This window comes from Streptosporangium sp. NPDC050855 (assembly GCF_044456585.1).
Classification (GTDB): domain Bacteria; phylum Actinomycetota; class Actinomycetes; order Streptosporangiales; family Streptosporangiaceae; genus Streptosporangium; species Streptosporangium longisporum.
On the sequence record NZ_JBITFY010000006.1, the window covers coordinates 257,241 to 282,525 of the forward strand.

The window sequence follows — 25,285 nt, forward strand, 5'->3', positions numbered from 1 at the left end:
GATGCCGTTCGCTGACAGGAGGTGATCACCACCGTGAAGAGAGACTTCGTGCTGATTCCCGGCCTGTGGGCGGGCGCCTGGATCTGGGAGCGGGTCACCGGCCTGCTGAGGGATCTCGGCCACCGGGTCCACCCCGTCACCCTGTCCGGGCTGGCCTCCGGGCAGGGCGACCCCGCCGGCGTCGGCCCGGCGACCCACGTCGACGACGTGGTACGCGTCCTGAAGGGCGAGGGGCTGCGTGACGCCGTCCTGGTGGCCCACTGCTACGGCGGCGTCGTCGCCGGCCAGGTCGCCGAGCGTGAGCCCGACCTGGTGGCCCACACCGTGTTCGTGGAGGCGTTCCTGCCGCACGACGGCCGGTCGGTCCTGCACACCTTCCCCGAGAGCATCCGTGCCGGGGAGCTGCGCCTGATCGAGGAGGGCGGGGGCCGCTGGCCGCCTCCCGACGTCTCCGAGGTCGCGGAGGGGCAGGACCTGTCCGAACAGGACGCCCTGCGGCTGGCCGGGCGCCTCGTCGGGCATCCCGGGCGTACGGTGTCCGAGCCCGTGACCCTGCGGCGTCCGCTGTCCGAGCGGCGGGCCACCTACGTCGTGTGCCTGCAGGACCACTTCGGCGAGGACCTCTCCCCGGAGGTCGAGGCCATGCGGGAGGAGCCCGCGTGGACCTTCCGGACGCTCGACACCGGGCACTGGCCCATGGTCTCGGCGCCCGACGAGCTGGTCGTGATCCTGGACGAGGTCGCCGGGCAGACGCCCGGGGAGCACCCGGGCGCCGGTCCCGGGCCTAGATCCAGTTCTGCTCCTTGGCCCGCAGTGCCGCCTGGAAGCGGTTGGTCGCGCCGAGGCGGGCCATGAGGTCGGCGACGTAGCGGCGGTAGGTGCGGACGGACACGTCCATCTGGCGGGCCGCGACCTCGTCCTTGTCGGCGGTGGCGAGCGCGGACAGCACGCGTCTCTCCAGGTCCGACAGGGCGGGGAGCTCCCGGCGCGGCCCGGCGAGGTCGCGGGGAGGCTCGCTGGCCTGCCAGAGGCCGTCGAAGTGGGTGGCCAGCCGGGAGACCAGCCCGGGCTCGCGCACCAGCAGCGCGCCCCGGGAGCTCTCCCGGGGGTCCATGGGGACGACCGCCACGCTCCGGTCGAAGATCACCATGCGGTCCATGGGCTCCTGGGTGACGTGCACCCGTCCTCCCAGGTCGATGACGTCCCGCACGTACGCGGCCATCGCCGGGTGGCGGAGCGCCCGGGGGTGGTAGATCGACTTCACCGTCACGCCGCGCCGCAGCGACCGGGTGTCCAGCGTCCGCGCCGTCTCGATGGCCGCGTCCGACAGCGGTCCGCCCGGGTGCAGGCAGAGGGTCTCCTCGTGGGTGAAGAAGGACAGGTCGTCCAGCTTGCGGCGGACCCGTTCCAGCCCCTCGACCCGCTCGATGAGCGCGGTCGCCGGGGCCTCGCCCCACCGGTGGTCCTCGAAGAAGGAGGCGATGGAGTCGCGCGTCGCCAGGACGCGGCGGATCTCCGCGTTGAGCTCGTCGAGGCGTGCCTCGATCAGCCGTTCGATCCCGATCTGCGGCTCGGTGGCCACCACCCGGTGCCGGTCGGACACGTCGAGCAGCGAGAGCGCGCGCAGGGTCGCGACCGCGGCCTCGACCGTCTCCGGGCCGAGGGGCAGCGCCCGTCCGGCCGCGTCGACGCCCTCGCCGGGGTGCCGCAGGAAGTAGCGGTAGACCTCCTCGGCCTCGGCGGTCATGCCGAGGGCGGAGAAGGCGGACGTCCACCTGGCGGTCCTGGCCTTCTCCGACGCCCGCCCGGCGGTCCGGGCCCCGTCCGGCGTCCACGGGACGGTGCCGCTCTCGTCCGGCGTCCGCGCGGCGGTCCCGTCCAGGTCGGGCCGCGCGGCGCTCCTGTCGGGAGCGGGTCGCGCGGCGCTTCCGTCCCGGTCGGATCGCGCGGCGCTCCTGTCCGGGGCGGGTCGCGCGGCGGAGGGCACCGGGCCGGGCCGCTCACGCGGGCCGCCCGGGGGCGTCTCGCCCGGCACGGTCCGCGGACCGCTCCGGCGATGCTCGCGGATCACCGGCCGGTGCCGTACGGGTTCGGTCACGGATCCGGCGTGGTCACGGTCTTCACGGATGAGGGGGCTCATGGCGTGGTCCCGAACTCCGGCCGGCGACTCACGAGAGGCCCGCGCGGTGCGCGCGGCGCGTGCGGTGCGCGGGAGACCGGTGCCACGGCCGTGCCGCCCGATTCCGTGCGGAGCCGTTCCGGACGGGCCCGGAGGGACCGGGCCGACGCTCGCTCATGGAGGTTCCTCCTTCCACGGATGGGCGTCTCACGGCGGGAACGCCTGTGAGCGCCCTTCGGCGGGCCGGTGCGCCGCTCGCGCCCCGCCGGTTCCCCAGGCCGATTCCCCGCAACGGGCGGGGAATCGGCCGCGGGAATCGTGGCGCCTGATGTCGCGGGTACGATCCCCGCCGTCACGATGATGATTGCGCCAGTTGCCGCGGAACCATTACAGCACGTCCCCCGGACCGGACGTCAACGCGGGAAACCGTTCCGGCAATACAGAAGAAACGCGCGCCCGGCGCCTCCGGCTCGGCAACCCAGGAGATGCCGGGGAAATGCACCTCCATGACGATGAAGCGGCAACCCGAGAACCGAACGGACGTTTCTTCGGACACTCTCGTAACGAAGACCAAAGAATGACCGGAAGACGGCCCGGCCCTGGGGGAAGGGCACCGCCCGGTCGGTTCCACGCATCACCGAGTCAAACGTGCGGAAATGTGCATCGGTGCGAGAACGGAAGGTTGGAGGGCGGGAAATGAACGAGGCCAGATGGAGGATGGTCGTCGACCGCGAGGGCGTGACGATCGCGGGAGACCGCTTCCGGCTCACGGCGACGCGGCCGTCCCGGGAGTGGGCGGACACCGTCTCGGACGCCGTCTCGGGTACCGCCCCGGGCACCGTCCCGGACGACGCGGACGCGCTGCTCGCGGAGATCGGGCCGCTCGGTGTCGACATGGAGGGCGTCCTGTCCGAGCTACAGACCGTGACCCGGGGTTCCTACGGGCAGTTCTGCGGGCTCTCCCGCGCGCTGGAGATGGTCGGCGAGCGCTGGGGGCTGCTGATCGTCCGTGACCTCTTCACCGGTCCCAAGAGCCTGCCGGAGCTGCGCCGGGGTCTGCCGCGGATGCCGGCCGAGACCCTGACCGTCCGCCTGCGGGAGCTCGAGCACGTCGGGGTCGTCCGGCGCCGGCCCTCGGAGCCGGTGGACGGCCACGCCGCGGACGCGCCCGTCTACGAGCTCACCGAGTACGGCGGACAGCTGGAGCGGGCCGTCGCCGAGCTCAGCCGGTGGGGCGCCCGTTCGCTCGGCGAGCCCCGGCCGGAGGACGTCGTGACGGTGAACTCGATGATCATGGCGTTGCGGACGACGTTCCACCCCGAGGCGGCCCGCGGCCTCACGGCCGGGTACGAGCTGCGCCTCGGTGAGATGGTGCTGCACGCGCGCGTCGAGGACGGCGTCCTCAGCGTCGGCGAGGGTGCCCTTCCCGGTGCCGACCTCGTCGTCGAGCCGGGCCCGCTGCTCCGGACGCTCATGGCCGGTGAGATCGACCCGGCCGAGGCGATCGAGAACGGAACCCTCCGGATCACCGGCGACCCCGCCCTGATGACCCGCTTCGTGGAGATCTTCACCTTCCGTCCCGAGCCCTCTCTCGTCGGCTCCTGACCCGCGCCTGATCCGCCCTTCCTCGGCGCACCACACCCGCACGCCTCCAGGTCCGAGGACACCGCACCACACCCGCACGCTTCCAGGGCACCGCCGGAGATCCTCCGGCGGTGCCCTCGTCCGTGCCCGGGGAATTCGTCCGTGCCCGGGGAATTCGTGCGCGTCCTCGGTCGTGCGAGCGGGGGAGATGCGTGCGCGTCCTCGTTCGCACGTGTCCTCGTTCGTGCACGTCCTCGTTCGTGCGGGGCGGGGAGAGCGGCACACGGACGGCGGGTCCGCCCGGCCGGATCTCCCCGGCCGGGCGGACCCGTGTGCCCGCGGGCGGGGCGGGTCACCCGGTGGCGCCGCCCGAGGAGGCCATCCGGTCCGCTGTCGTGCGGTCCACGGTCGTCCGGTCTTCCACGGTGCTGCCCACGGTCGTCCGGTCTTGGGCGCTGCTGCCCACCGCCGTCCGCTCTTCCGCGGTGCGGCCCCCGGAGTTGCGCAGCACCCGGAGCACCAGCCCGGGGCGGAAGAGCCTCTGCGGGGGGTCGACCAGGCCGGCCACCCGGAAGAACGCCTCCGTGACGCCGCCGTCGCGGGCGGCCGCGGCGTGCAGGCGGCTCATGTAGACGTTGCCCAGCCGGGTCTTGAGGCTGCGCGGGCCCTCCACCCCGGGGAAGGCGAGGTCCCCGCCCGCCGAGATCTCCCAGGGCACGTCGATGACGGGGGAGATGTCGCGGAAGAACCGCTGCGGACGCGGCGGCACGCCGAGCCGCAGGTGCTCGCGCAGGACCATCGCCTCCAGTGCCGCCACGGTCATGCCCTGGCCGTACACCGGGTTGAAGCTGCACACCCCGTCGCCCATCACCAGCAGGCCCTCGGGGAAGCGGCGCAGCCGCTCGTAGCGGCGACGCACGCTCGCCGGGAAACGGAAGGTCACCGGGTCGTCGAGCGGTTCGGCGTCCCGGACCGCCTCGTAGATCTCGGGCGCCGACAGCGACCGGACGAAGGCCAGGAAGCCGTCCGGGTCGGTCGGCGGGTGGTCGCCCAGGATGCCGGTGAGGGAGAGCTGGGAGCTGCCGTCGTGGAGCTTGGGGAAGAACGCGCCGCGCGGGTTCGCCGGCGAGGCGACGGGGTTGATGGACAGGTCGTCGCCGTACGGGTCGGACGAGAGCCGGTAGTGGCGGGTCGTGTAGGCCAGGCCGACCTTGACGCGCTCCTCGCCGGGGCGGTCGTAGCCGAGCTCCTCCAGCCAGACCGGGGTCCGCGAGCCCCGTCCGGTGGCGTCCACCACCAGGTCGGCCTCCAGGACCCGCCCGGGACCGGTCTCGTCCTCCGCGGCCACGCGCACGCCGGTGATCCGCTCCCCGCCCGCGGTGCTGCTCAGGGAGAGCACGGCGTGCCGCTCCAGGAAGGCGACGTTGGGCAGGGCGGCCACGCGGGCGCGGACGCGGGCCTCCAGCACGGGGCGGGTGGCCGAGACGCTCATCAGGCCGCTGCGGGCCGGGCGGAGCCGACGGCCGTTGAAGTACCAGCGCAGGTCGCCCGCGAGGTCGCCGGCGGGCACCCCGGCCGCCGCGAACTCGTCGCCCAGCCCGGGGAAGAGCTCCTCCAGGATCTGCTGGCCGCGGGCGAGCAACGCGTGGGCGTGCCGCCCCTGGGGGACGCCGCGGCGCGGGCCCGTGACCCCCGTCAGGGTGTCGCGGTCCACCACGAGCACGTCGGTGTACGCCTCGGAGAGCACGCGCGCGGCCAGTAGCCCCGCCATTCCTCCGCCGAGCACCACCGCGCGGTTTCCGACATGATCGCTCATCGCTGTCGCCTCCGATGACGCAGGGATAAAGGGCACACAGAGGTGAACGCCGATGACAGGGGATGGCGAGACCTCGGCGAAGGCATCGTCACACCGGGCGCGGGCGTGCCGCATCTCCTGACGTGCCGGTGGCCGGGCGGCGCGGCGGCACGGCAACGGGGAAGTTGAACGACGGCGCGCGCCGGTGTGGCCTGGATCGGCGGGGCCCGGCACCACCGACGGCCCGGGCCCGCGCGTGACCGCGACCGTTCGAATGGAGGACCCATGCCCGAGTCCCGCGCATCGGCGGACACAATCGAGATCAACGTCTGGCTCGCCGACTACCCGTTCCCCACCTACGACGGTGAGGACTTCCTGGCACCCGTGCGCAGGAGGGCGGAGGAGTTCGGCGTGGCGCACCCGGGGTACCGCGTCGTCATCCGCGAGGTGCCGTTCCCGGCGATGGCCCAGGAGGTCGCCAGGGCCGTCGAGGACGGCACCCCGCCGGACGTCGCAGGCTACTACGCGAGCGCGGGCCGCACGGCCCTGGACACGCTCGGCCCGGACGGACGGCCGCTGTTCACCCCCGTGGGCCGGGCCATCGGCGGGCGCACCGAGATCCTCGGCGAGCCGGTCGTGGTCGACGACCTGATCCCCGCCGTCCGCGCCCACCACTCGCGGGGCGGCGAGCTGCTGTCCATGCCGGTGAGCGCCACGACGTTCCTGCTCTACGCCAACCGCACGCTGCTGGCAGAGGCCGGCGTGACCGGGATCCCGCGGACCTGGGAGGAGGTCGAGGACGCGTGCGAGGCGGTCGCCCGGCTGCGCGGGGGCCCGGCCATCACCTGGGCCGACCACGGCTGGCTGTTCCAGCAGGCGCTCGCGGCGCAGGGCGGCCCGCTGGCCGGCAACGACAACGGCCGCTCCGGCCGGGCGCGGACCGTCGACCTGGCCTCCAAGGAGATGCTGGCCTGGGTGGAGTGGTGGCGGAGCATGCACGCGCGGGGGTACTACCTGCACACCGGGGCCGTCGCCGACTGGATGGGCACCTTCCAGGCGTTCGCCGGCGGGCGGGTCGCGTTCCTCCTCGACTCCTCCAAGTCCGCCCAGGAGATCGTCGGGGCCGGTGCGGCGGCCGGGTTCGAGGTGGCGGTGGGCCGCATGCCGTACAACGGGGACGTCCCGTACGTGGGCAGCGCGGTATCGGGGGACTCCCTGTGGCTGGCCGACGGCCTCGACGAGGCCAGGCGGGACGGGGCTCTCGCGTTCATGCAGTACCTCGCCTCTCCCGCCAGCGCCGCGGCCTGGCACCGGGCCACCGGCTTCGTCCCGGTCACCGGCGCCTCGGCCGACCTGCTGGAGAAGGAGGGCTGGTTCGACGAGCACCCGCACCAGCGCGTGGCGGTCGAGCAGCTGCGGGCGTCGGACTGCTCCCCGGCGGCGCTGGGCCCGCTGGTCGGTGACGTCGCCGCGATCCACGCCGCCCTGACCGGGGCCATGGAGGACGTGCTCACCGGCGGCGCGGACCCGGCCGCCCGCTTCGTCCGCGCCACCGAGGAGGCGCAGCGGGCGCTCGACGACTACAACGCCGACTGCGCCGGGCCTGCCCCCCGCACGCCCCGGCGCCTGGTCATCGACTGACCCTCCCGGGAACGTCACGCGGCTCCGCCCGGCCCTCGGTGAGGGGCCGGGCGGAGCCGCGGGCCGTACGGGACCGAAGGACGGGCGGAGCGGGCGGGGCCGCCCGTCACGCCCAGGGGGCCATCGGGTACCAGGGGATGATCTCCCGGCGGGCGAGGATCCGCACGTCCCAGTACAGCAGGGTGAAGACGCCCGCCACGATGAACGCCGCCCCGGTGACCACCGCGATCCGGCCGGGCCTGGCGGTCAGCCAGCGGTGCACGCGCCCGCCCGTGCCGAGCGCCAGGATCAGGAAGAGCACCGCCACGACCACGATGTTGCCGATCGACTGGAGCATGAAGGCCAGCGCCCCGTACAGCGGGTCGTGTCTCTCGGCGGTGTCGCGGAACAGCTGCCGGAACAGGCCGAACGGCCGGCCGACGAGGAACGCCCCGATCAGCGCGCCCATGACGACCATGCGGGCGTGGGGGAAGCGGCGCGAGATCCGCTCCAGCGGGTCGGGGACGATGCCCAGCGCGGCCAGACCCTGGTAGAGCAGGATCAGCCCGATCACGCCGAAGACCACCATCGCCTGGACCAGCCGGGGGGACATCCCCGGGCCGGAGGGGGTGGTGAGGAACTGCGGCATGCCGGTACCGGCCAGGGCGGCCACGACCCCGTAGATCCCCGAGACGGTCAGCATGCCGGCCGCCATCCAGCCCAGCGGGCGCAGCGTCCCGAGCAGCCGGGCCTTCAGCGGGCGCCCCGCGCCCAGCAGCGGCGCGACCGCTCCCAGGGCGGCGATGTTGCAGGCGGTGAACGTACCGGCCAGGCCGGTGGCGAACGCGAACGCGATCCCGGACAGCAGGCCCGTGATCGGGGTGGCGTCGGCGTCGCGGCCGAGGACGGCGTCGGCGACGGTCCCGCCGATCGCGTGGTCGACGAACTCGGCCGACCAGACGACGGTGAGCAGGAACCCGGCCAGCGCGCTGAGCAGGACCACCTTCCACGGGCGCCGGACGGCGGGCCCGGCGGGCAGCGGGGCGGACGGCTCCGGTGCGGCGGGCGGCCCGGAAGGCCCGGAAGGCCCGGACAGCCCGGATGGTCCGGACGGTCTGGACGTGGTGGACGCGGGGGACGTGGTCGACACGGTCGTGCTCCCTTCGAAGCGGTTCTCGGACGGGGCGGGACGGGCCCGGTCGTGGGGGACCCGGCCCGGGTGCGGGGCCGCGGGGCACCCGGGCCGGGCGCGGGCAGGTCGCGGGCAGGTCGAGGGCAGGGGCACCGGTGGTCCGGTGGGGATCAGAGGGGGATGTTGCCGTGCTTGCGCTGCGGCTGGGCGGCGCGCTTGTCCTCCAGGGCGGCCAGCCACCGGGCGACCGCGGCCCGGGTCTCCACGGGGTCGATGACGTCGTCGACCAGCCCTCGCTCGGCGGCGTAGTGCGGGTGGACGAGCCGCTCGGTGTACTCGCGCACCAGCTCGGCGCGCAGCGCCACCGGGTCCTCGGCGGCGGCCAGCTCCCTGCGGTGGATCACGTTCACCGCGCCCTCGGCGCCCATCACCGCTATCTCGTTGGTCGGCCAGGCCAGGGAGACGTCGGTGCCGATGGAACGCGAGTCCATCACGATGTAGGCGCCGCCGTACGCCTTGCGCACGATCACCTGGATGCGCGGCACGGTGGCCTCGCAGTAGGCGTACAGCAGCTTGGCGCCGTGACGGATGATCCCGGAGTGCTCCTGGTCGACGCCGGGCAGGAAGCCGGGCACGTCGACGAGGGTCACCAGCGGGATCCCGAAGGCATCGCAGAACCGGACGAAGCGAGCGGCCTTCTGCGAGGCGGCGGAGTCGAGCGCGCCGGCGAGCGTCAGGGGCTGGTTGCCGACCAGGCCGACCACCCGGCCGTCGAGGCGCGCCAGGGCGCAGACGACGTTCTTCGCCCAGCCCTCGCCGATCTCCAGGAACTCGCCGTCGTCCACCAGCTCCGCGATGACCTCCCCCATGTCGTACGGCCTGTTCGGCTCCACCGGGACGATCTCGGCCAGGCGGGGCCGCAGGTCCTCGGTGGCGCCGCGGGGCGGCCCGGCCGGCGGGAGGTCCAGGTTGTTGGAGGGCAGCAGCGACAGCAGGTACCGCAGGTCCTCGAAGCAGCTCTCCTCGTCGTCGTGGACGAACGTGGCGACTCCCGAGCTGCCGCCGTGCACCTCGGCGCCGCCGAGCTCGGCGTGGGTGACGCGCTGGCCGCTGACCGCGGCGACGACGTCCGGGCCGGTCAGGTACATCTGCGCGGTGTCGCGCACCATGAAGGTGAAGTCGGTCAGCGCGGGGGAGTAGGCGGCACCGCCCGCGCACGGGCCCAGCACGACGCTGATCTGGGGGATCACGCCGGAGGCTGCGACGTTGCGGCGGAAGATGCCCCCGTAGCCGTCGAGGGCCATCACGCCCTCCTGGATGCGGGCGCCGCCGCTGTCGTTCAGCGCGACGATCGGTGACCCGGTGGCCAGTGCCAGGTCCATCACCTTGTGGATCTTCGCGGCGTGCGCCTCGCCGAGCGATCCGCCGAAGACCGTGAAGTCCTGGGCGTAGACGAACACCCGGCGGCCGTCCACCGTGCCGGACCCCGCCACCACCCCGTCGGTGTACGGCCGGTCGTCACGCCCGGCCAGCTCCTGTCCCCGGTGGCGGCGGTACATCTCGATCTCGGTGAAGGAGCCCTCGTCCAGCAGCAGGCCGAGCCGCTCGCGGGCGGTCCGCTTGCCGAGGCGGTGCTGCCGCGCGACGGCCTCGCTCCGGCCGGCGACGATGCCGTCGCGCAGTTCGCGGTGCCGCCTGCGGAGCATCGGCATCGGCATCGAGCGGGGGAGCGGGTCCGTGGCCGCGCCGTCCGCGTCCACCCGGCCGGAGCGGTGCCCGTTCGCCGCTCTGCCGGGGGGCCGCGCGGCGGGTTCGGCCGGCCGTACGCCGGGTTCGGCCGGCCGGGCGGCAGGTGCGAGATCGACCTCGGAGACGGTCATCGGGGGTACTCCTTCCTCGGTTGCCTGCGGCGTCCCGGGCGTCCCCCAGCATCGGCCGTCCCGCGCGGGCCGGGCATCTCGGCGCATGCTCAGCCGCGGGAGGCGGCCCTGGTTCGGCACGCGGGAAGTTGTCGGCCGGTACGGGGCGGCCCACAATCCCAGGCGATGGATCGGCGAGGCGCCGCGGCCCGCGGATCGGACGGGCCGCCCGGCGCGACACGGACGGAGGTCGACGCATGACGTCTCACTCGGTTCTCGTGAACCGTCCCGCAGGACGGCTCGCGAGTCTCAACGCCGAGTACCACAGGGTGGCGCTGGGCGCGTTCATGGTGGTGGTCGTGGCCCACTGGGCCGAGCACCTCGCCCAGGCGGCCCAGGTGTACGTGCTGGGCTGGCCGCTCCCCGAGGCCCGCGGGGTGCTCGGGGTGCCGTTCCCCTGGCTGGTCACCTCGGAGTGGATGCACTACGGCTACGCGCTGCTGATGCTGGCCGGGTTCCTCCTGCTGCGGACGGGCTTCACCGGCAGGGCCCGGACGTGGTGGAACGTGGCGCTGGGCATCCAGGTCTGGCACCACTTCGAGCACCTGCTGCTGCTCCTGCAGGCACTGACCGGCGCCCACCTGCTGGGCCGTCCCACCCCGGTCAGCATCCTCCAGCTCGCCTTCCCCCGCATGGAGCTCCACCTGTTCTACAACGCGGTGGTCTTCGCGCCCATGGTGGTCGCGATGATCATGCACCGCAGGCCCCGTCCCGCCGAGCGCTCCCTGATGCGGTGCGCCTGCGCGGCACAGGCCGGGTGATGAGCACCGCGACCCGCGGGCGTCCCCCCGCGCCGGTCCCGGGGCGCCCGCCGGCGTCCGGGAGCGGGCGCCCCTCGGTCTTCGGCGTGCTCACGGCGCTGGTCGGGGTGTTCCTGCTCTACCTGACGGTGCCCGGCGTCGGCCCGGCCGTCCGGGCCGCGCGGGCCGACGGCGTCCCGGGCCACTTCACGGCCCGGGAGGTGACCTGCGTGCGGCACCCCGGGCACGAGTCGTGCACGTGGACGGGGGAATTCCGCTCCGGCGACGGCACGATCCACCGGCGGGGGGTCGCGCTGTACGGCAGCGACCGGGAGTCGCTGCGTCCCGGGCAGGTGACCGCGGCCGTCGACGTCGGGCGGCCGTACCGGGTGTACGGCCCCGGCGGCTCGCGCGAGTGGGTGTTCACCGCGCTGCTGCTGGCGGCCGGTCTCGGCCTGCTCGCCCACCCCTTCGTGCGGGCCCGGCGCGGGGCGTGACCCGCGCAGTCTGCGAGATGCGCGCCGGCGGCCCGGCGAACGACGATCGCTGGGTCGCCATCGGCGATCCGTCCGGTGGCGGGCCGTCCGGTTGTGAAGGAGGCATGATGCCGACCGTTCTCGGATCCCTGCGCAGGCTCCTGCTGACCCCCTCGCTGCGCGACGTGACCTTCGAAAGGCGCGGTTTCCCCGTCACCCCCTCGGAGACCACGCGACGGCTGGAGATGATCCCGCAGAGCGTCGTCTGCGGATTCGAGTGGGGCATCGACTGCCGCGAACCGTGGGAGGTCGAGCGCCGGGTGGACCTCGTCGCCCCGGAACTGCGCGGTTTCGCGTACGAGGGGGTGACGATGGCCTTCACCGTCCTGGACGCCATGGGGCCCGGGCGCGGGACCCGCACCCGGGACCTGCTGCTCGGGGCGGGAGCGCCGCACCTGTTCCTGGCGTACATCGGGATCGGCTTCGCCATGGCCAGGCTCCCCCGGCCGCTGTGGAAGAAGGTGGTCCCCGACATCGACGGCTCGCCGTACCACCCGACGATGACCTGGCTGGCGGTCGACGGCTACGGGTTCGACCGGGCCTACTTCGACACGCGGCGCTGGATCGGCGAGCAGCGGGTGCCCGAGCCGTACCCGTGGGCCGGGGCGCCGGAGTACTTCCCCCGCGCCGTCGACCAGGGGATCGGCCGCGCGCTGTGGTTCGTGCACGGGGCACGGCCGGACGCCGTCGCCTCGGCGGTGGAGCGGTTCGCCTCCCACCGCCGGGCCGACCTGTGGAGCGGCGCCGGTCTGGCGGCGGCCTTCGCCGGGGGCTGCGACGCCGAGGGGCTGGCGGCGCTGCGCCACGCGGCCGGGGAGTACCGGCCGGAGCTCGCCCAGGGCGCGGTGTTCGCGGTCAAGGCCCGCCACCACGCCGGGCCGGTGCCCGCGCACACCGAGACGGCCGCGGCGGTGCTGGCGGACCTGTCGGTCGAGTCGGCCGCCGCGCTCGCCGACGCGGGGGTGGCCGAGTACGGGACGGCGGCCACGGCGGGCCGGGAGGTCCCCTACGAGCTGTGGCGCCGTCGCGTGCACGCCCACTTCCGGGACACCGCCCGCACCCCGCGCTGAGCCCCGTCCCGCACCGGGTTCCGTCCCGTACCCGCGCCGGGTCCGCGCCGGGTCCGCGTCCGATGTGCGCCGGATCCGTCCCGCACCGGGTTCCGTCCCGTACTCGCGCCGGGTCCGCGCCGAAGCGTGTGCCGGCGTACGCGCCGAGGCGCGCGAGCGTGCTGACGCTGTAGGCCATTCATGGACATTGTGGTTCGTGCGCCTTTTATGTGGTTTCTCCGGTCAGCACATTCGAAGTAGACGGAATATCCCCATAAACACGTATATTCCCGTTGGATCACCCAATGCGACATGAAGGGTCGGGGAGAACATTGGCCGGTTCATGGCGCGCGTTGAGGCGAAAGTTAATCACCCCGAACGCCTCCGCCGCATCACTCGAAGTCCGGGGATTTCACCGGAAGAACGCCGACGCCCAGGAATTGCTGGAGACGATCGGCCGTACTTTCCTGGCCGGTTACGCGTACGCGGCCGAGGCCCGCACGCCGGCCGAGGCGGAGAGGGACCTGGAGGGGGTGCCGGTCCGCTTCCGCGGCTTCGCCTACGAGGGCGCCGCGATGGCCATGGCCGTCATGGACGGCCTGTCGGTCGGTCGCGGCGGCCGCTTCGCCCGGTTCGTGGAGGGCCCTGGCCGTGACCACGTCTACATGGCCTACGTCGGGGCCGGATGGGCCATGGCCCGGCTGCCCCGGTTCCGCTGGTCCAGGATCGGCACGTTCGACCCCCTGCTGCAGTGGCTCGTCCTGGACGGCTACGGCTTCCACCAGGCCTACTTCCACACCCGCAGGTACGTGCACGAGCAGTACCGGCCCGACCGCTTCCCCTGGCCGTCCGGCGGCCCCGGGTGGTACGTGCCCCGTGCCATCGACCAGGGCATCGGGCGGGCCATGTGGTTCGTCGGCGGCGCCGACGCGAAGGTCGTCGCCGACATGATCGACCGGTTCCCCGAGGCCCGCCACGCCGACCTGTACAGCGGCGCCGGGCTGGCCGCCACCTACGCCGGCGGCGCCGGCGAGGAGGAGCTCGCCGAGTTCCTGCGGCGCTCCGGGACCCACCGTCCCCAGGTCGCGCAGGCCTGCGTGTTCGCGGCCGAGGCCCGCGTCCGCGCCGGCCTCGTCGTACCGCACACCGGGGTCGCGACCGAGGTCTTCTGCGGCATGACGCCGGAACAGGCCGCGCAGGTCAGCCGCGACGTCCGGCCCGACGGGCCCGCCCCCGAGGGGGAGACGCCCGCCTACGAAGTCTGGCGGCAGCGCGTCGCCGCCCAGTTCCTGTCCGCAGGGAGGTGCTAACACGTGTCCGCGACAACCGGCCTGCTCCGCAGGTACGCGGCCAGCGTCGTCGCCGTCGTGCTCGCGGCGACCATGTTCGTCCTGGCCCGCCAGCCCGAGCCGTCCTCGGCCGAGACCTCGGCCATGAGCGGCAGGTACGGGTTCACGCCCATGTCGATCTCCATGCCCGGGGGTTTCCCGCAGAAGACGATCCGCAAGGTCAACAAGGCCTACAAGGACATCGACGCCTGGATCTCCTCGGTGGGCGCCGGGATCGCCATGAACGACCTCGACGGTGACGGCCTGTCCAACGACCTGTGCGTCACCGACCCGCGCATCGACCAGGTCGTGGTGACGCCGACCCCCGGCCGGGGAGCCGAGCGGTACGCGCCCTTCGCGCTGGACGCCGCCCCGCTGCCGATGAACGACGTCATCGCCCCGATGGGCTGCGCCCCCGGCGACTTCAACGAGGACGGCCGCACCGACCTGTTCGTCTACTACTGGGGCCGCACCCCGGTGATCTTCCTGGCCAAGGCCGCGCAGGACGAGCGGATCACGCTCGCCAGGGACGCCTACCAGCCGGTCGAGGCCGTGCCCGGCGCCAACTCCACCGCAGGCCGCTACACCGGGCCGCAGTGGAACTCCAACGCCGTCGCGATCGCCGACTTCGACGGCGACGGCCACGAGGACGTCTACGTCGGCAACTACTTCCCGCACGGCCCGGTCCTGGACGAGACCAAGGACGGCGGGGTGATGAACCGCTCGCTGTCCAACGCCTCCAACGGCGGCAAGGACTACATCCTGCGCTGGTCGGCCGCGGGCCCCGGCGGCGCGCCCACCTACCAGGTGCTCGACGACGTCCTGCCGAGCGACATCTCCGGCGGCTGGGTGCTGGCCTCCACCGCGGGCGACCTCGACGGCGACATGCGCCCCGAGCTGTACATCGCCCAGGACCACGGGCCCGACGCGCTGCTGCACAACCGCTCCGCTGCCGGAAAGATCGTCTTCGCCCCGGTGCGCACCCCCCGCGACGGCACGGTGCCCAAGTCCAAGCGGGTCGGCGCCGACTCCTTCAAGGGCATGGGCATCGACTTCGGCGACCTGAACGGCGACGGCGTGTACGACATGTTCGTCAGCAACATCACCACGCCGTTCGGCATCCAGGAGAGCAACTTCCACTTCCTGTCCACGGCCCGCAACACCGACGAGCTGCGCAAGGCGCTGACCCGCGGCGAGGCGCCCTGGAAGGACCACAGCACCGAGGCCGGCACCGCCTGGTCCGGCTGGGCCTGGGACGTCAAGACGGCCGACTTCGACAACGACGGCACGCTGGAGATCGCCCAGACGAACGGGTTCGTCAAGGGCGAGGTCAACCGCTGGCCGCAGCTGCAGGAGCTCGCCGCGGCCAACGACGGCGTCGTGGAGAACCCGCGCTCGTGGCCCAACGTCCGCGAGGGCGACGACATCGCCGGCAGCCAGCGGCTGGCCTTCTTCGCCAAGGGCGAGAACGGCCGGTACGCCAACCTGTCCGAGAGCCTGGGCCTCGCCGTCCCGGTGCCCACCCGCGGCATCGCCGTGGGCGACGCCGACGGTGACGGCCGGCTCGACCTCGCCGTTGCCCGGCAGTGGGACGCGCCCGTCTTCTACCACAACCAGAGCCCGTCCTCCGGCGCCTTCCTGGGCCTCCGGCTGACCCACGACGGGCCCGAGCAGGCACCGGGCTCCCCGGTGGTCGGCGCGCAGGTGACCGTGACCACGCAGGACGGTCGCAAGCTCCTCGGCCGGGTCGACGGCGGCAGCGGTCACTCCGGGAAGCGCAGCCACGACGTCCACATCGGCCTGGGCGAGAACGTCACCGGGCCCGTCCAGGTGCACCTGTGCTGGCGCGACCGGAGCGGCCAGGTGCGTGAGCAGGTTCTCCGGCTGAGCCCCGGGTGGCACTCCCTGCGGCTCGGCGAGCAGGCAAGGGAGAGGTGAACATGTCCCCGACGAGTCCCAGCGCGCCGCCGCGGCACGACCCCAAGGTCACGACCGCGCTGCGCAGGTTCGCGATCTCGATCACGATCTTCAACATCTTCGGCTACACGCTGCTCGGTTTCGAGCAGCCCTGGACCTGGCCCTTCGTCGCCCTCGCCACCGGGTACGCCGTGGAGATCGGCCTGGAGTACATCGGCGCGCGCGGCGAGGGGCGGGCGCCGCGCTACCGGGGCGGCGGGTTCAAGGGCCTGATGGAGTTCCTCTACCCGGCCCACATCACCTCCATCGCCATGAACATGCTGATCTACGTCAACGACCAGATCCTCACGATGATGTTCGGCGTGGTCGTGGCGGTCGGCGCCAAGTGGGTGCTGCGCGCCCCGGTCAGGGGCCGGCTCCGGCACTTCATGAACCCGTCCAACTTCGGCATCGCCGTGCTGCTGATCCTGTTCCCCTGGGTCAGCATCGCCCCGCCGTACCACTTCACCGAGAACGTCTCCGGCCCGATCGACTGGCTGGTCCCGGCGATCATCATCACCACCGGCACCCTGCTCAACGCCAAGCTCACCGGCCGGATGTGGCTGATCGCCGGATGGCTGGGCGGCTTCGTGCTGCAGGCGGTCGTGCGCGGCGTCGTCCTCGACAACTCCATCACCGGGACGCTGGCCACCATGACAGGCGTGGCGTTCATCCTCTTCACCAACTACATGATCACCGACCCGGGCACGACGCCGTCCAGGCCGCACTCCCAGGTCGCCTTCGGCCTCGGCGTCGCGGTGCTGTACGGGGCCATCACCGGCGCGGGCATCGCCTACGGCCTGTTCTTCGCCACCGCGGCCGTCTGCCTGATCCGCGGCCTGTTCCTGTGGTCGCTGCACTTCGTCGAGCGGGCCGGTGAGCGGCGCGCGATGGAGGGCCTCGGCCTGGGCGACCGCCTGCCCGCCCCCGGGACCGCGGCCCCCGCGGCCGCGGCCGGCGGCGCCGACGGACGGGGCTCGGTGAACGGTCACCGGGAGGTCGTGTCAGCATGACGCGGATAGCGGTCGTTGGAATGGCGTGCCGGTACCCGGACGCCACCTCGCCCAGGCAGCTGTGGGAGAACGCGCTGGCGGGCCGGCGCGCCTTCCGCCGGTTGCCCGACGAGCGCATGCGGCTCGACGACTACTGGGACGCCGCCCCCTCCACCCCCGACCGGACCTACGCCCGCCACGCCGCGGTCATCGAGGGCTACGAGTTCGACCGGGTCGCGTACAAGATCCCGGGGAGCACGTACCGTTCGACCGACCTGACGCACTGGCTGGCGCTGGACATGGCCGCGCAGGCCCTCACCGACGCCGGGTTCACCGGCGGGGAGGGCCTGCCCAGGGAGCGGACCGGCGTGGTCGTGGGCAACACCCTCACCGGCGAGTTCACCCGGGCCAACCTCATGCGGCTGCGCTGGCCGTACGTGCGGCGCGTCGTCGGCGCCGCCCTGCGGGAGGCCGGCTGGGAGGACGAGCGCACGGCGGCCTTCCTCGCGGACGTGGAGGAGGCCTACAAGCGGCCGTTCCCGCCGGTGGACGAGGACACCCTCGCCGGCGGGCTGGCCAACACCATCGCCGGGCGCATCTGCAACCACTTCGACCTGGGCGGCGGCGGGTTCATCGTCGACGGGGCGTGCTCGTCGTCGCTGCTGTCGGTGTCCACCGCGTGCCGGATGCTGGCCGACGGCGAGCTGGACGTCGCCGTCGCCGGAGGGGTCGACCTGTCCATCGACCCCTTCGAGATCATCGGGTTCGCCAAGACCGGCGCCCTGGCCAAGGGGGAGATGCGCGTCTACGACCGCGGCTCCAACGGCTTCTGGCCGGGCGAGGGCTGCGGGATGCTCGTGCTGATGCGCGAGGCCGACGCCGCCGACCGGCGGGTCTACGCCTCCATCGCCGGCTGGGGCATCTCCTCCGACGGCAAGGGCGGCATCACCCGGCCCGAGGCCGAGGGGTACCGGCGCGCGCTGCGCCGGGCCTACGACAAGGCCGGCTTCGACATCGGCACCGTGGAGCTGTTCGAGGGCCACGGCACCGGCACCCCGGTCGGCGACGCCAACGAGCTCACCGCGCTGTCGGAGGCGGTACGGGAGAGCCGGTCCGGCGACGGCTCCGCCCGCCCCCCGGTGATCGGCTCCATCAAGGGGATGATCGGGCACACCAAGGCCGCGGCCGGGGTGGCGGGCCTGATCAAGGCCGTGATGGCCGTGCACGAGGAGGTGCTGCCCCCCGCCACCGGCTGCGTCGAGCCCCACCCCCTGCTGACCGAGGAACCGGCGCTGCGCGTGCTGCGCAAGGCCGAGCCGTGGCCCGAGGGCGCCCCGGTGCGGGCCGGTGTCACCGCGATGGGCTTCGGCGGCATCAACACCCACATCGTCCTGGACAAGGCCGGTCCGCGGCGCCGCGCCGTCCTGTCCGCCCGCACCAGGGAGCTGGCGGCGTCGGTGCAGGACACCGAGCTGCTGCTGGTCGACGCGGCCTCCCCCGGGGAGCTGCGCGACCGGCTGACGCGGCTGGCCGGTTTCGTGCCGAAGCTGTCCTACGCCGAGCTGGCCGACCTGGCCGTCGGCCTCGAGCGGGACCTGCGCGACCTGCCCTGGCGGGCGGCCGTGGTCGCCTCCTCCCCCGAGGACGCCGAGGCCCAGCTGGCGAAGGTGCTCACGGCGCTGGAGGCGGGCGAGACCACCCTGTTCGCGCCGGACGGCCGGGCCTTCCTCGGCAGGACCTCCGGCGTGGGCCGGGTCGGCTACCTCTTCCCCGGCCAGGGGTCGGGCCGCGGCACCAGCGGCGGGGCCCTGCGGCGCCGTTTCGCCGAGGTCGAGGAGGTCTACGCCAAGGCGGCCCTGCCCTGTGGCGGCGACACCGTGGCGACCGCGGTCGCCCAGCCCCGGATCGTCACCGGCTCGATGGCCGGGCTGCGGGCCCTGTCGCTGCTGGGCATCGACGCCGCCGTCGGCGTCGGGCACAGCCTCGGGGAGATCTCCGCCCTGCACTGGGCCGGGGCCATGGACGAGGACGCCCTGCTGCGCACGGCCGCCCTGCGCGGCCGGCTGATGACCGAGCACAGCACCCCGGGCGCGATGGCCGGCATCGCCGCGGCACCGGACACGGTGACGGCCCTGGCCGCGGACCTGCCCGTCGTGGTCGCCGGGTACAACGGCCCCGCCCAGACGGTGGTGGCCGGGCCGGTCGACGCGATCGAGGCCATGGGCCGCCGGGCCGGGAACGCGGGCCTGCGGTGGACCCGGCTGGCGGTCTCGCACGCCTTCCACTCGCCGCTGGTGGCCCCCGCGGCCGACGCCCTGGGCGCCGCCCTGGCCCAGGAGACCTTCCGCCCGGTCGAGCGGCGCGTCGTCTCGACCGTGACCGAGCGGGAGCTGCCGGCCGACACCGACGTCGCGGCGCTGCTGCGGCGGCAGATCACCGAACCGGTCCGGTTCGTCCAGGCGGTGGAGATCGCCGCCAAGGACGTGGACCTGTTCGTCGAGGTCGGCCCGGGGCGGGTGCTCACCGGGCTGGCGTCCGCGGCGACCGGCGTGCCGTCGGTGGCGCTGGACACCGACGACGAGTCGATCCGCGGGCTGCTGAGGGTGGCCGCCGCCGCCTACATCACCGGCGTCCCCCTCGACCACGGGGCCCTGTTCCACGGCCGGCCGAACCGGCCGCTGGAGGTCGGTGCCGAGCTGACGTTCTTCGCCAGCCCGTGCGAGCAGGCGCCGCAGGTCCTCGTCGGCGCCGCCGGGCCGGTCGTCCCGGCGGACGCGCCGGCCCTGACGTCCCCCCGGACCCCGGCGGACCCGGCGTCCCCTGCGATCCCGGCGTCCCCGCCGGAGCCGGCGGGGGACGACGAGGGCCTCTCACCGCTCGAACTGCTGCGGCGCCTGGCGGCCGAGCGGGCCGAGCTGCCGCCGGAGATGGTCCGCGACGACAGCCGCCTCCTGGACGACCTGCACCTGAGCTCGATCACCGTCGGGAAGGTCGTGGAGGAGGTCGTCCAGCGGCTCGGCGGCGCGGCCGGGGTGATGCCCGGCAACTACGCCACCGCCACCGTCGGGGAGCTGGCCGAGGCCATCGAGGAGCTGGCCGAGAACGAGCCGGGCGCCGGGAGCGGCCAGGCACCCCAGGTGGAGGGGGCCGCGCCGTGGGCCCGCGCCTTCGCCGTGGAGCTCGACGAGGCACCGCCGCCGGCGCGCACCGAGTACCGGGAGCCGGGCGGATGGCAAGTGCACGCACCCGACGGCCACCCGTTCGCCGAGGAGCTGCGCCGCGCCCTGCAGGAGGCGGGCGTCGGCCGGGGCACCCTCGTCTGCCTGCCCCCCGGCTGCGCCGAGCACGACCTGCGCCTGGCGCTCCAGGGGGCCAAGGCGGCGCTCGGCGACGAGCCGGGCAGCCGGTTCGTCCTGGTCCAGCACGGCCGTGGAGCGGCCGGCCTGGCCAAGACGCTCCGCCAGGAGGCCCCCCACCTGGCGGTGACCGTCGTGCACCTGCCCGAGGCGGGCCTGCCCGCGCGCACGGCCGTCGAGCGGGTGGTCGCGGAGGTGGCCGCCACCTCGTCCTACGCCGAGGCGCACCACGACGCCGACGGCGCGCGACGGGTGCCGAGGCTGCGGACCCTGCCGGTCAGGGCGGCCGACCCGCGCCCGCCGCTCGACGGCACGGACGTGCTGCTGGTCACCGGGGGAGGCAAGGGCATCACCGCCGAGTGCGCGCTGGCCACCGCCTCCGCCTACGGCGCCAGGCTGGCCGTGCTGGGCCGCTCCGACCCCGGCCGGGACGAGGAGCTGGCCGCCAACCTGCGCCGGATGACCGACGCCGGTGTGACCGTACGGTACGTGCGGGCCGACGTGACCGACCCCGCCCAGGTGCGCCGGGCGGTCGCCGAGGTGGTCGGGGAGCTGGGGCCGGTCACCGCCGTGCTGCACGGCTCCGGCCGCAACGAGCCCGGCGCGCTCGCCGGCCTCGACACCGAGGCGTTCCGGCGTACCTTCGCCCCCAAGGTCGACGGCCTGCGGGCCGTGCTGGACGCGGTCGACCCGCAGGCCCTGCGGCTGCTCGTCACGTTCGGCAGCATCATCGGCCGGGCCGGGCTGCGCGGCGAGGCGCACTACGCGACCGCGAACGAGTGGCTGGCCCACCTCACCGAGGAGTGGGGCCGCACCCACCCGCACTGCCGCACCCTGTGCATGGAGTGGTCGGTCTGGTCGGACGTCGGGATGGGCGAGCGGCTGTCGGTCATCGAACCGCTGCTCCGCGAGGGCATCACCCCGATCTCCCCCGAGCAGGGGGTGCGGATCATGCGCCGGCTGCTGGAGGACCCCGGGACACCCGCCACGGTGGTGATCAGCGGCCGTACCGGGACGATCGACACGATCGGCCACGCCCGGCAGGACCTGCCCCTGCTGCGCTTCACCGAGCGCCCGCTGGTCCACTACCCCGGTGCCGAGCTGGTCACCGAGGCCGAGCTCAACCCCGGCACCGACCTCTACCTCGCCGACCACGGCCTCGACGGGAACCTGCTGTTCCCCGCGGTGTTCGGCATGGAGGCCATGGCGCAGGCCGCGGCGGCGGTGACCGGCCGCGACACGCTCCCGGTGATCGAGGAGGCCGAGTTCCTGCGGCCCATCGTCGTCTCACCGGACGCGACCACCACGATCAGGATCGCGGTGACCGTCACCGACGACGACACCGTCCAGGCGACGATCCGCAGCGCGGAGAGCGTGTTCGCCACCGACCACTTCCGGGCCCGGCTGCGCTTCGGCGACACCGCCGTGCCGCAGGGACCGCCCGAGCAGGCCGGCGACGACCTGCCGGACGTGCCGCTCGACCCGGCGAGCGAGCTGTACGACGGCCTGCTGTTCCAGGGGCGTCGCTTCCAGCGCCTGCGGCGCTACCACCGGGCCGCGGCGCGTCACGTCGACGCCGACGTCGAGGCGACCGACGCCACCGACTGGTTCGCCGGCTTCCTGTCCGGGGAACTGCTCCTGGGCGACCCGGGTGCCCGTGACGTCTTCATGCACGGCAACCAGGTCTGCGTGCCGGACGCGACGCTCCTGCCCACCGGCATCGAGCGGCTCTACCCCGGTGGCGCCGCGCTGGCCGAGGCCGGGACGGTGCGCTACTGCGCCACCGAGCGGTGGCACGAGGGCGACGTCTACGTCTACGACATCGCGGTGCGCACCCCCGACGGCCGGGTCGTGGAACGCTGGGAGGGCCTGCGCCTGCAGGCCGTGCGCAAGCAGGACGGCCGCGGCCCCTGGCCCGCGCCGCTGCTCGGCCCCTACCTGGAGCGGACGGCGGAGAGCCTGCTCGGCACCCGGGTGGCGGTCGCCGTCGAACCCGGCGGTCAGGCCGGCCCGGACGCCGCGGCGGCGCTGGCCGTACGGCGCGCGCTCGGCCGCGACGTACCGCACGTGCCGGGTGGTGCCGGCGGGTCCGGACCGGCTGGCGGCGTGCCGGCCGCGGTGTCCCACGGGGCCGGTCTCACGCTGGCGGCCGTCGTGGACGGCGGGGACGGCGAGGTCGGCGGCGACGGCGGGACCGGCGCGAGGGTCGCCTGCCACGTGGAGGCGGTGACCGAACGGCCCGAGCAGGAGTGGGCCGGGCTGCTCGGACCGCACGCGGCGGTGCTCGCGCGGCTGGCCGACGAGACCGGGGAGGCGGCCGGTTCGGCCGGGACCCGGCTGCTGGCGGCCCTGCGCTGCCTGCGGGACGCCGGCGTCCACCCGCGGGACCCGCTCGCCGTGGTCCCGGGGCGGCACGGCCCGTGGGTGGTCCTCACCTGTGGCTCCCTGCGGGTCGCGACGCTCGTCACGACGCTGCGGGACCTGCCGGAACCGGTCGCGTTCGCGGTCCTCACCGACGTCGTCACCGAAGGAGGAGGGGTGTAGCCCGTGTCGAAATACTTCGAGTACCTGCACACGGTCGGCTTCGAGGAGACCAACCTCGTCGGCAACGTCTACTACGTCAACTACCTGCGCTGGCAGGGACGGTGCCGGGAGATGTTCCTCAAGACGCACGCCCCGGACGTGCTGGCCGAGCTGCAGGAGGACCTGAAGCTGTTCACGCTCCACGTGGACTGCGAGTTCTTCGCCGAGCTGACCGCGTTCGACGAGCTGTCGATCCGGATGCGCCTGACGGAGATGACGCAGACCCAGCTGGAGTTCGGCTTCGACTACGTCCGGCTCGGCGCGGACGGCGGGGAGACGCTGGTCGGCCGCGGGCGGCAGCGGGTGGCGTGCATGCGCGGGCCCAACAACCGCACGGTGCCGACCCGGGTCCCCGAGGCGCTCGTCCGCGCCCTTGGGCCCTACATGCCGCAGACCGTGCCCGGCCGATGACGCGGGAGGCCAGAGATGAACGTCGAAGTGACATCCCCGCCGGTGATGGACCGCCCGTCCGCACCGGCGGTGCCCCACCCGTCCCCGCCGGTGGGCCACCGCCCGTTCCCGGCGGGAACGGTGGACCGCGACGCGATGCGCCGGGCCTGCGGGGCGTTCGCCACCGGCGTCACGGTCGTGACGACCGGCGGCCAGGCGGTGCACGGCATGACCGCCAACTCCTTCACCTCGGTCTCCCTGGATCCGCCACTGGTGCTGGTGTGCATCGGCCGGGACGCGGTCATGCACACCAGGCTCTCCGAGACCGCCCACTTCGGGGTGTCGGTGCTCGCCGACGACCAGGAGGGCGTGGCGCGCTACTTCGCGCACCGGTCGCGGAGGCTGGGGGCGGCCCAGTTCGAGACCGTCGCCTGGACGCCCGGGCGGCTGACCGGGGTGCCCCTCATCGAGGGGGCCCTGGCCCACTTCGAGTGTGAGATCCGCTACGCCTACGGCGGCGGAGACCACACGATCTTCGTCGGTGGCGTCCTGTCGCTGGACCGCCACGCGGGCGGGGACGGGCTGGTCTTCGCCGACGGGAGGTTCCGCAGACTGGGGGAGAGGACGGTGACGGCATGAGCCTCACGACGTCGCCCCCGGCGGCCCCGGTACGCCGGAGGCCGCCGGGGTCACCGGGACGGTCCCGGGAGAGGATGCCGGGACCGCCCCGGCGGGAGACACCGGGGTTGTTCGTGAAGCTGGTCCGCGACCGGCTGGGGATGCTGACCGAGGCCGCGCGGCGCTACGGCGACGAGGTCCGCATCTCCGTCGGGCCGCAGACGCTGTACTACTTCAACCACCCCGACCACGCCAAGCACGTGCTGGCCGACAACGCCGAGAACTACAACAAGGGGATCGGTCTCGTCCAGGCCAGGCGTGCCCTCGGCGAGGGGCTGCTGACCAGCGACGGAGAGCTGTGGCGGGCCCAGCGCAAGGTGATCCAGCCGGTGTTCCAGCACCGGCGGATCGCCGGCTACGCCGGGGTGGTCGCCGAGGAGGCCGAAAGGCTGGTGGCCCGGCTGCGGGAGCGGGCCGGCGGCGAGCCCGTCGACGTGCTGGGCGAGATGACCGGCCTGACCCTCGGCGTGCTCGGCCGCACGCTGCTGGACGCCGACCTGACCGCGTTCGCCTCGATCGGCCACTCGTTCGAGGCCGTGCAGGACCAGGCGATGTTCGAGATGGTGACCCTGAGCAAGGTCCCGCTCTGGTTGCCGCTGCCCAAGCAGCTCCGCTTCCGGCGCGCCCGCCGGGACCTGCAGCGCGTCGTCGACGCGCTGGTCGCCGAGCGCGCCGAGCGTGCCGGCCGGGCCGGTGAGAACGGCGAGAACGGCGGGGCCGGCGAGGACGCGGTGTCCCGGCTGATCGCCGCGAACCGGGGGGCGGCCGACATGGGGGGCAGGCTCCGTGACGAGCTGGTCACCCTGCTGCTCGCCGGGCACGAGACGACGGCCAGCACGCTGTCGTGGACCTTCCACCTCCTGGACCGTCATCCCGAGGTGTTCGAGCGGCTGCACGCCGAGGCGGTCGAGGTGCTCGGCGACCGGTCGCCGGCCTTCGAGGACCTGCGCCGCCTGAGGTACACGACCATGGTCGTGAGCGAGGCGATGCGGCTGTACCCGCCGGTGTGGATCCTGACCCGCCAGGCCAGGGCGGACGACGAGGTCGCCGGGTACCGCGTGCCGGCCGGGGCCGACGTCCTGATCTGCCCCTACACCCTGCACCGGCATCCGGCCTTCTGGGACCGGCCCGAGCGGTTCGACCCCGAGCGGTTCGCCCCGGACCGCTCGTCGGGCCGGCCGCGCTACGCCTACATCCCGTTCGGCGCCGGGCCGCGGGTCTGCGTCGGCAGCAACCTCGGGATGATGGAGGCGGTCTTCGTGACCGCGGTGGTCGCCCGGGAACTGCGGCTGACCGGCGTGCCGGGCCGCAGGGTGGTCCCCGAGCCCATGCTCTCGCTGCGCGTACGGGGCGGGCTGCCGATGACGGTGCACCGGCTCGGCTGAGCGGCACCGTTCACGGCGCGAGACGACGGTCCGCCGCCGAGGTCGCGAACCGCGGGGGGGGGCCCGGGGGGCCCCGGGGGGGGGTACCCCGGGGTGCCGCCGGGGGGGTGCCCCGGGGGGCCC

17 protein-coding genes are annotated in these 25,285 nt (G+C 74.1%); 13 read left to right on the plus strand and 4 right to left on the minus strand.

Annotated elements, in window-relative coordinates; translation table 11 throughout:
* Positions 1 to 33 precede the first annotated feature (33 nt).
* Entirely contained in the window at positions 34 to 855 is an 822-nt protein-coding gene (locus ACIBCT_RS15415) for an alpha/beta fold hydrolase (RefSeq protein ID WP_399188785.1), read from the plus strand.
* Here ACIBCT_RS15415 and ACIBCT_RS15420 read toward each other — a convergent pair.
* Positions 785 to 2,098, minus strand: a complete 1,314-nt coding sequence (locus tag ACIBCT_RS15420) for a LuxR C-terminal-related transcriptional regulator (protein WP_399188787.1) — start codon at positions 2,096 to 2,098, stop codon at positions 785 to 787. The two genes, ACIBCT_RS15415 and ACIBCT_RS15420, sit on opposite strands and share 71 nt — an antisense overlap.
* 717 nt (positions 2,099 to 2,815) lie before the next feature.
* Here ACIBCT_RS15420 and ACIBCT_RS15425 point away from each other — a divergent pair.
* Positions 2,816 to 3,724 (plus strand): winged helix-turn-helix transcriptional regulator, encoded by a 909-nt coding sequence (locus ACIBCT_RS15425; protein WP_399188789.1) that lies wholly within the window; start codon positions 2,816 to 2,818, stop codon positions 3,722 to 3,724.
* A gap of 331 nt (positions 3,725 to 4,055) precedes the next feature.
* On the opposite strand, the gene ACIBCT_RS15430 is transcribed toward ACIBCT_RS15425, so the two are convergent.
* Positions 4,056 to 5,519, minus strand: coding sequence for an FAD-dependent oxidoreductase (locus tag ACIBCT_RS15430; RefSeq protein WP_399188791.1), 1,464 nt, complete (start codon positions 5,517 to 5,519; stop codon positions 4,056 to 4,058).
* Positions 5,520 to 5,783: 264 nt separating this feature from the next.
* Here ACIBCT_RS15430 and ACIBCT_RS15435 point away from each other — a divergent pair, with 264 nt between their 5' ends.
* Positions 5,784 to 7,139: an extracellular solute-binding protein gene (locus tag ACIBCT_RS15435; RefSeq protein WP_399188793.1), complete on the plus strand. Its 1,356-nt coding sequence runs from the start codon at positions 5,784 to 5,786 to the stop codon at positions 7,137 to 7,139.
* 106 nt (positions 7,140 to 7,245) lie between these two features.
* Here the strand turns inward: ACIBCT_RS15435 and ACIBCT_RS15440 are convergent, their stop codons facing one another.
* Positions 7,246 to 8,268, minus strand: a complete 1,023-nt coding sequence (locus ACIBCT_RS15440; protein ID WP_399188795.1) for a hypothetical protein — start codon at positions 8,266 to 8,268, stop codon at positions 7,246 to 7,248.
* 152 nt (positions 8,269 to 8,420) lie between these two features.
* Positions 8,421 to 10,130, minus strand: coding sequence for an acyl-CoA carboxylase subunit beta (locus ACIBCT_RS15445; RefSeq protein ID WP_399188797.1), 1,710 nt, complete (start codon positions 10,128 to 10,130; stop codon positions 8,421 to 8,423).
* Positions 10,131 to 10,366: 236 nt separating this feature from the next.
* Between ACIBCT_RS15445 and ACIBCT_RS15450 the strand changes: the two genes are divergently transcribed.
* From ACIBCT_RS15450 to ACIBCT_RS15495, 10 genes are all read left to right on the plus strand, one after another.
* Positions 10,367 to 10,930, plus strand: a complete 564-nt coding sequence (locus ACIBCT_RS15450; protein ID WP_399188799.1) for a hypothetical protein — start codon at positions 10,367 to 10,369, stop codon at positions 10,928 to 10,930.
* Entirely contained in the window at positions 10,930 to 11,406 is a 477-nt protein-coding gene (locus ACIBCT_RS15455) for a hypothetical protein (RefSeq protein ID WP_399188801.1), read from the plus strand. The genes ACIBCT_RS15450 and ACIBCT_RS15455 overlap by 1 nt, the downstream gene beginning before the upstream one ends.
* Before the next feature lie 104 nt (positions 11,407 to 11,510).
* Positions 11,511 to 12,515 carry a DUF1702 family protein gene (locus ACIBCT_RS15460; protein ID WP_399188803.1) on the plus strand — a complete coding sequence of 335 codons (1,005 nt, stop codon included), beginning with the start codon at positions 11,511 to 11,513 and terminating at the stop codon, positions 12,513 to 12,515.
* Between the two features lie 332 nt (positions 12,516 to 12,847).
* On the plus strand, positions 12,848 to 13,804 hold the full coding sequence (locus tag ACIBCT_RS15465; protein ID WP_399188805.1) for a DUF1702 family protein: 957 nt from the start codon (positions 12,848 to 12,850) through the stop codon (positions 13,802 to 13,804).
* 3 nt (positions 13,805 to 13,807) lie between these two features.
* Positions 13,808 to 15,760 (plus strand): CRTAC1 family protein, encoded by a 1,953-nt coding sequence (locus ACIBCT_RS15470; RefSeq protein ID WP_399188807.1) that lies wholly within the window; start codon positions 13,808 to 13,810, stop codon positions 15,758 to 15,760.
* Positions 15,761 to 15,762: 2 nt separating this feature from the next.
* Positions 15,763 to 16,791, plus strand: a complete 1,029-nt coding sequence (locus tag ACIBCT_RS15475; protein ID WP_399188809.1) for an enediyne biosynthesis protein — start codon at positions 15,763 to 15,765, stop codon at positions 16,789 to 16,791.
* The gene (locus ACIBCT_RS15480) at positions 16,788 to 22,670 is read left to right on the plus strand and encodes a type I polyketide synthase (protein WP_399188811.1); all 5,883 of its coding nucleotides are present in this window, start codon (positions 16,788 to 16,790) and stop codon (positions 22,668 to 22,670) included. The genes ACIBCT_RS15475 and ACIBCT_RS15480 overlap by 4 nt, the downstream gene beginning before the upstream one ends.
* Before the next feature lie 3 nt (positions 22,671 to 22,673).
* Positions 22,674 to 23,120, plus strand: coding sequence for an acyl-CoA thioesterase (locus ACIBCT_RS15485; RefSeq protein WP_399188813.1), 447 nt, complete (start codon positions 22,674 to 22,676; stop codon positions 23,118 to 23,120).
* 15 nt (positions 23,121 to 23,135) lie between these two features.
* Positions 23,136 to 23,738, plus strand: a complete 603-nt coding sequence (locus ACIBCT_RS15490; protein WP_399188815.1) for a flavin reductase family protein — start codon at positions 23,136 to 23,138, stop codon at positions 23,736 to 23,738.
* Between the two features lie 74 nt (positions 23,739 to 23,812).
* On the plus strand, positions 23,813 to 25,162 hold the full coding sequence (locus ACIBCT_RS15495; RefSeq protein WP_399188817.1) for a cytochrome P450: 1,350 nt from the start codon (positions 23,813 to 23,815) through the stop codon (positions 25,160 to 25,162).
* Positions 25,163 to 25,285 lie beyond the last annotated feature (123 nt).

Coding starts and splice junctions, on each gene's coding strand:
- ACIBCT_RS15425 (WP_399188789.1), top strand. CDS start 2,816: ATGAACGAGGCCAGATGGAGGATGGTCGTCGACCGCGAGGGCGTGACG.
- ACIBCT_RS15430 (WP_399188791.1), bottom strand. CDS start 5,519: ATGAGCGATCATGTCGGAAACCGCGCGGTGGTGCTCGGCGGAGGAATG.
- ACIBCT_RS15435 (WP_399188793.1), top strand. CDS start 5,784: ATGCCCGAGTCCCGCGCATCGGCGGACACAATCGAGATCAACGTCTGG.
- ACIBCT_RS15445 (WP_399188797.1), bottom strand. CDS start 10,130: ATGACCGTCTCCGAGGTCGATCTCGCACCTGCCGCCCGGCCGGCCGAA.
- ACIBCT_RS15450 (WP_399188799.1), top strand. CDS start 10,367: ATGACGTCTCACTCGGTTCTCGTGAACCGTCCCGCAGGACGGCTCGCG.
- ACIBCT_RS15455 (WP_399188801.1), top strand. CDS start 10,930: ATGAGCACCGCGACCCGCGGGCGTCCCCCCGCGCCGGTCCCGGGGCGC.
- ACIBCT_RS15460 (WP_399188803.1), top strand. CDS start 11,511: ATGATGCCGACCGTTCTCGGATCCCTGCGCAGGCTCCTGCTGACCCCC.
- ACIBCT_RS15475 (WP_399188809.1), top strand. CDS start 15,763: ATGTCCCCGACGAGTCCCAGCGCGCCGCCGCGGCACGACCCCAAGGTC.
- ACIBCT_RS15480 (WP_399188811.1), top strand. CDS start 16,788: ATGACGCGGATAGCGGTCGTTGGAATGGCGTGCCGGTACCCGGACGCC.
- ACIBCT_RS15490 (WP_399188815.1), top strand. CDS start 23,136: ATGAACGTCGAAGTGACATCCCCGCCGGTGATGGACCGCCCGTCCGCA.
- ACIBCT_RS15495 (WP_399188817.1), top strand. CDS start 23,813: ATGCCGGGACCGCCCCGGCGGGAGACACCGGGGTTGTTCGTGAAGCTG.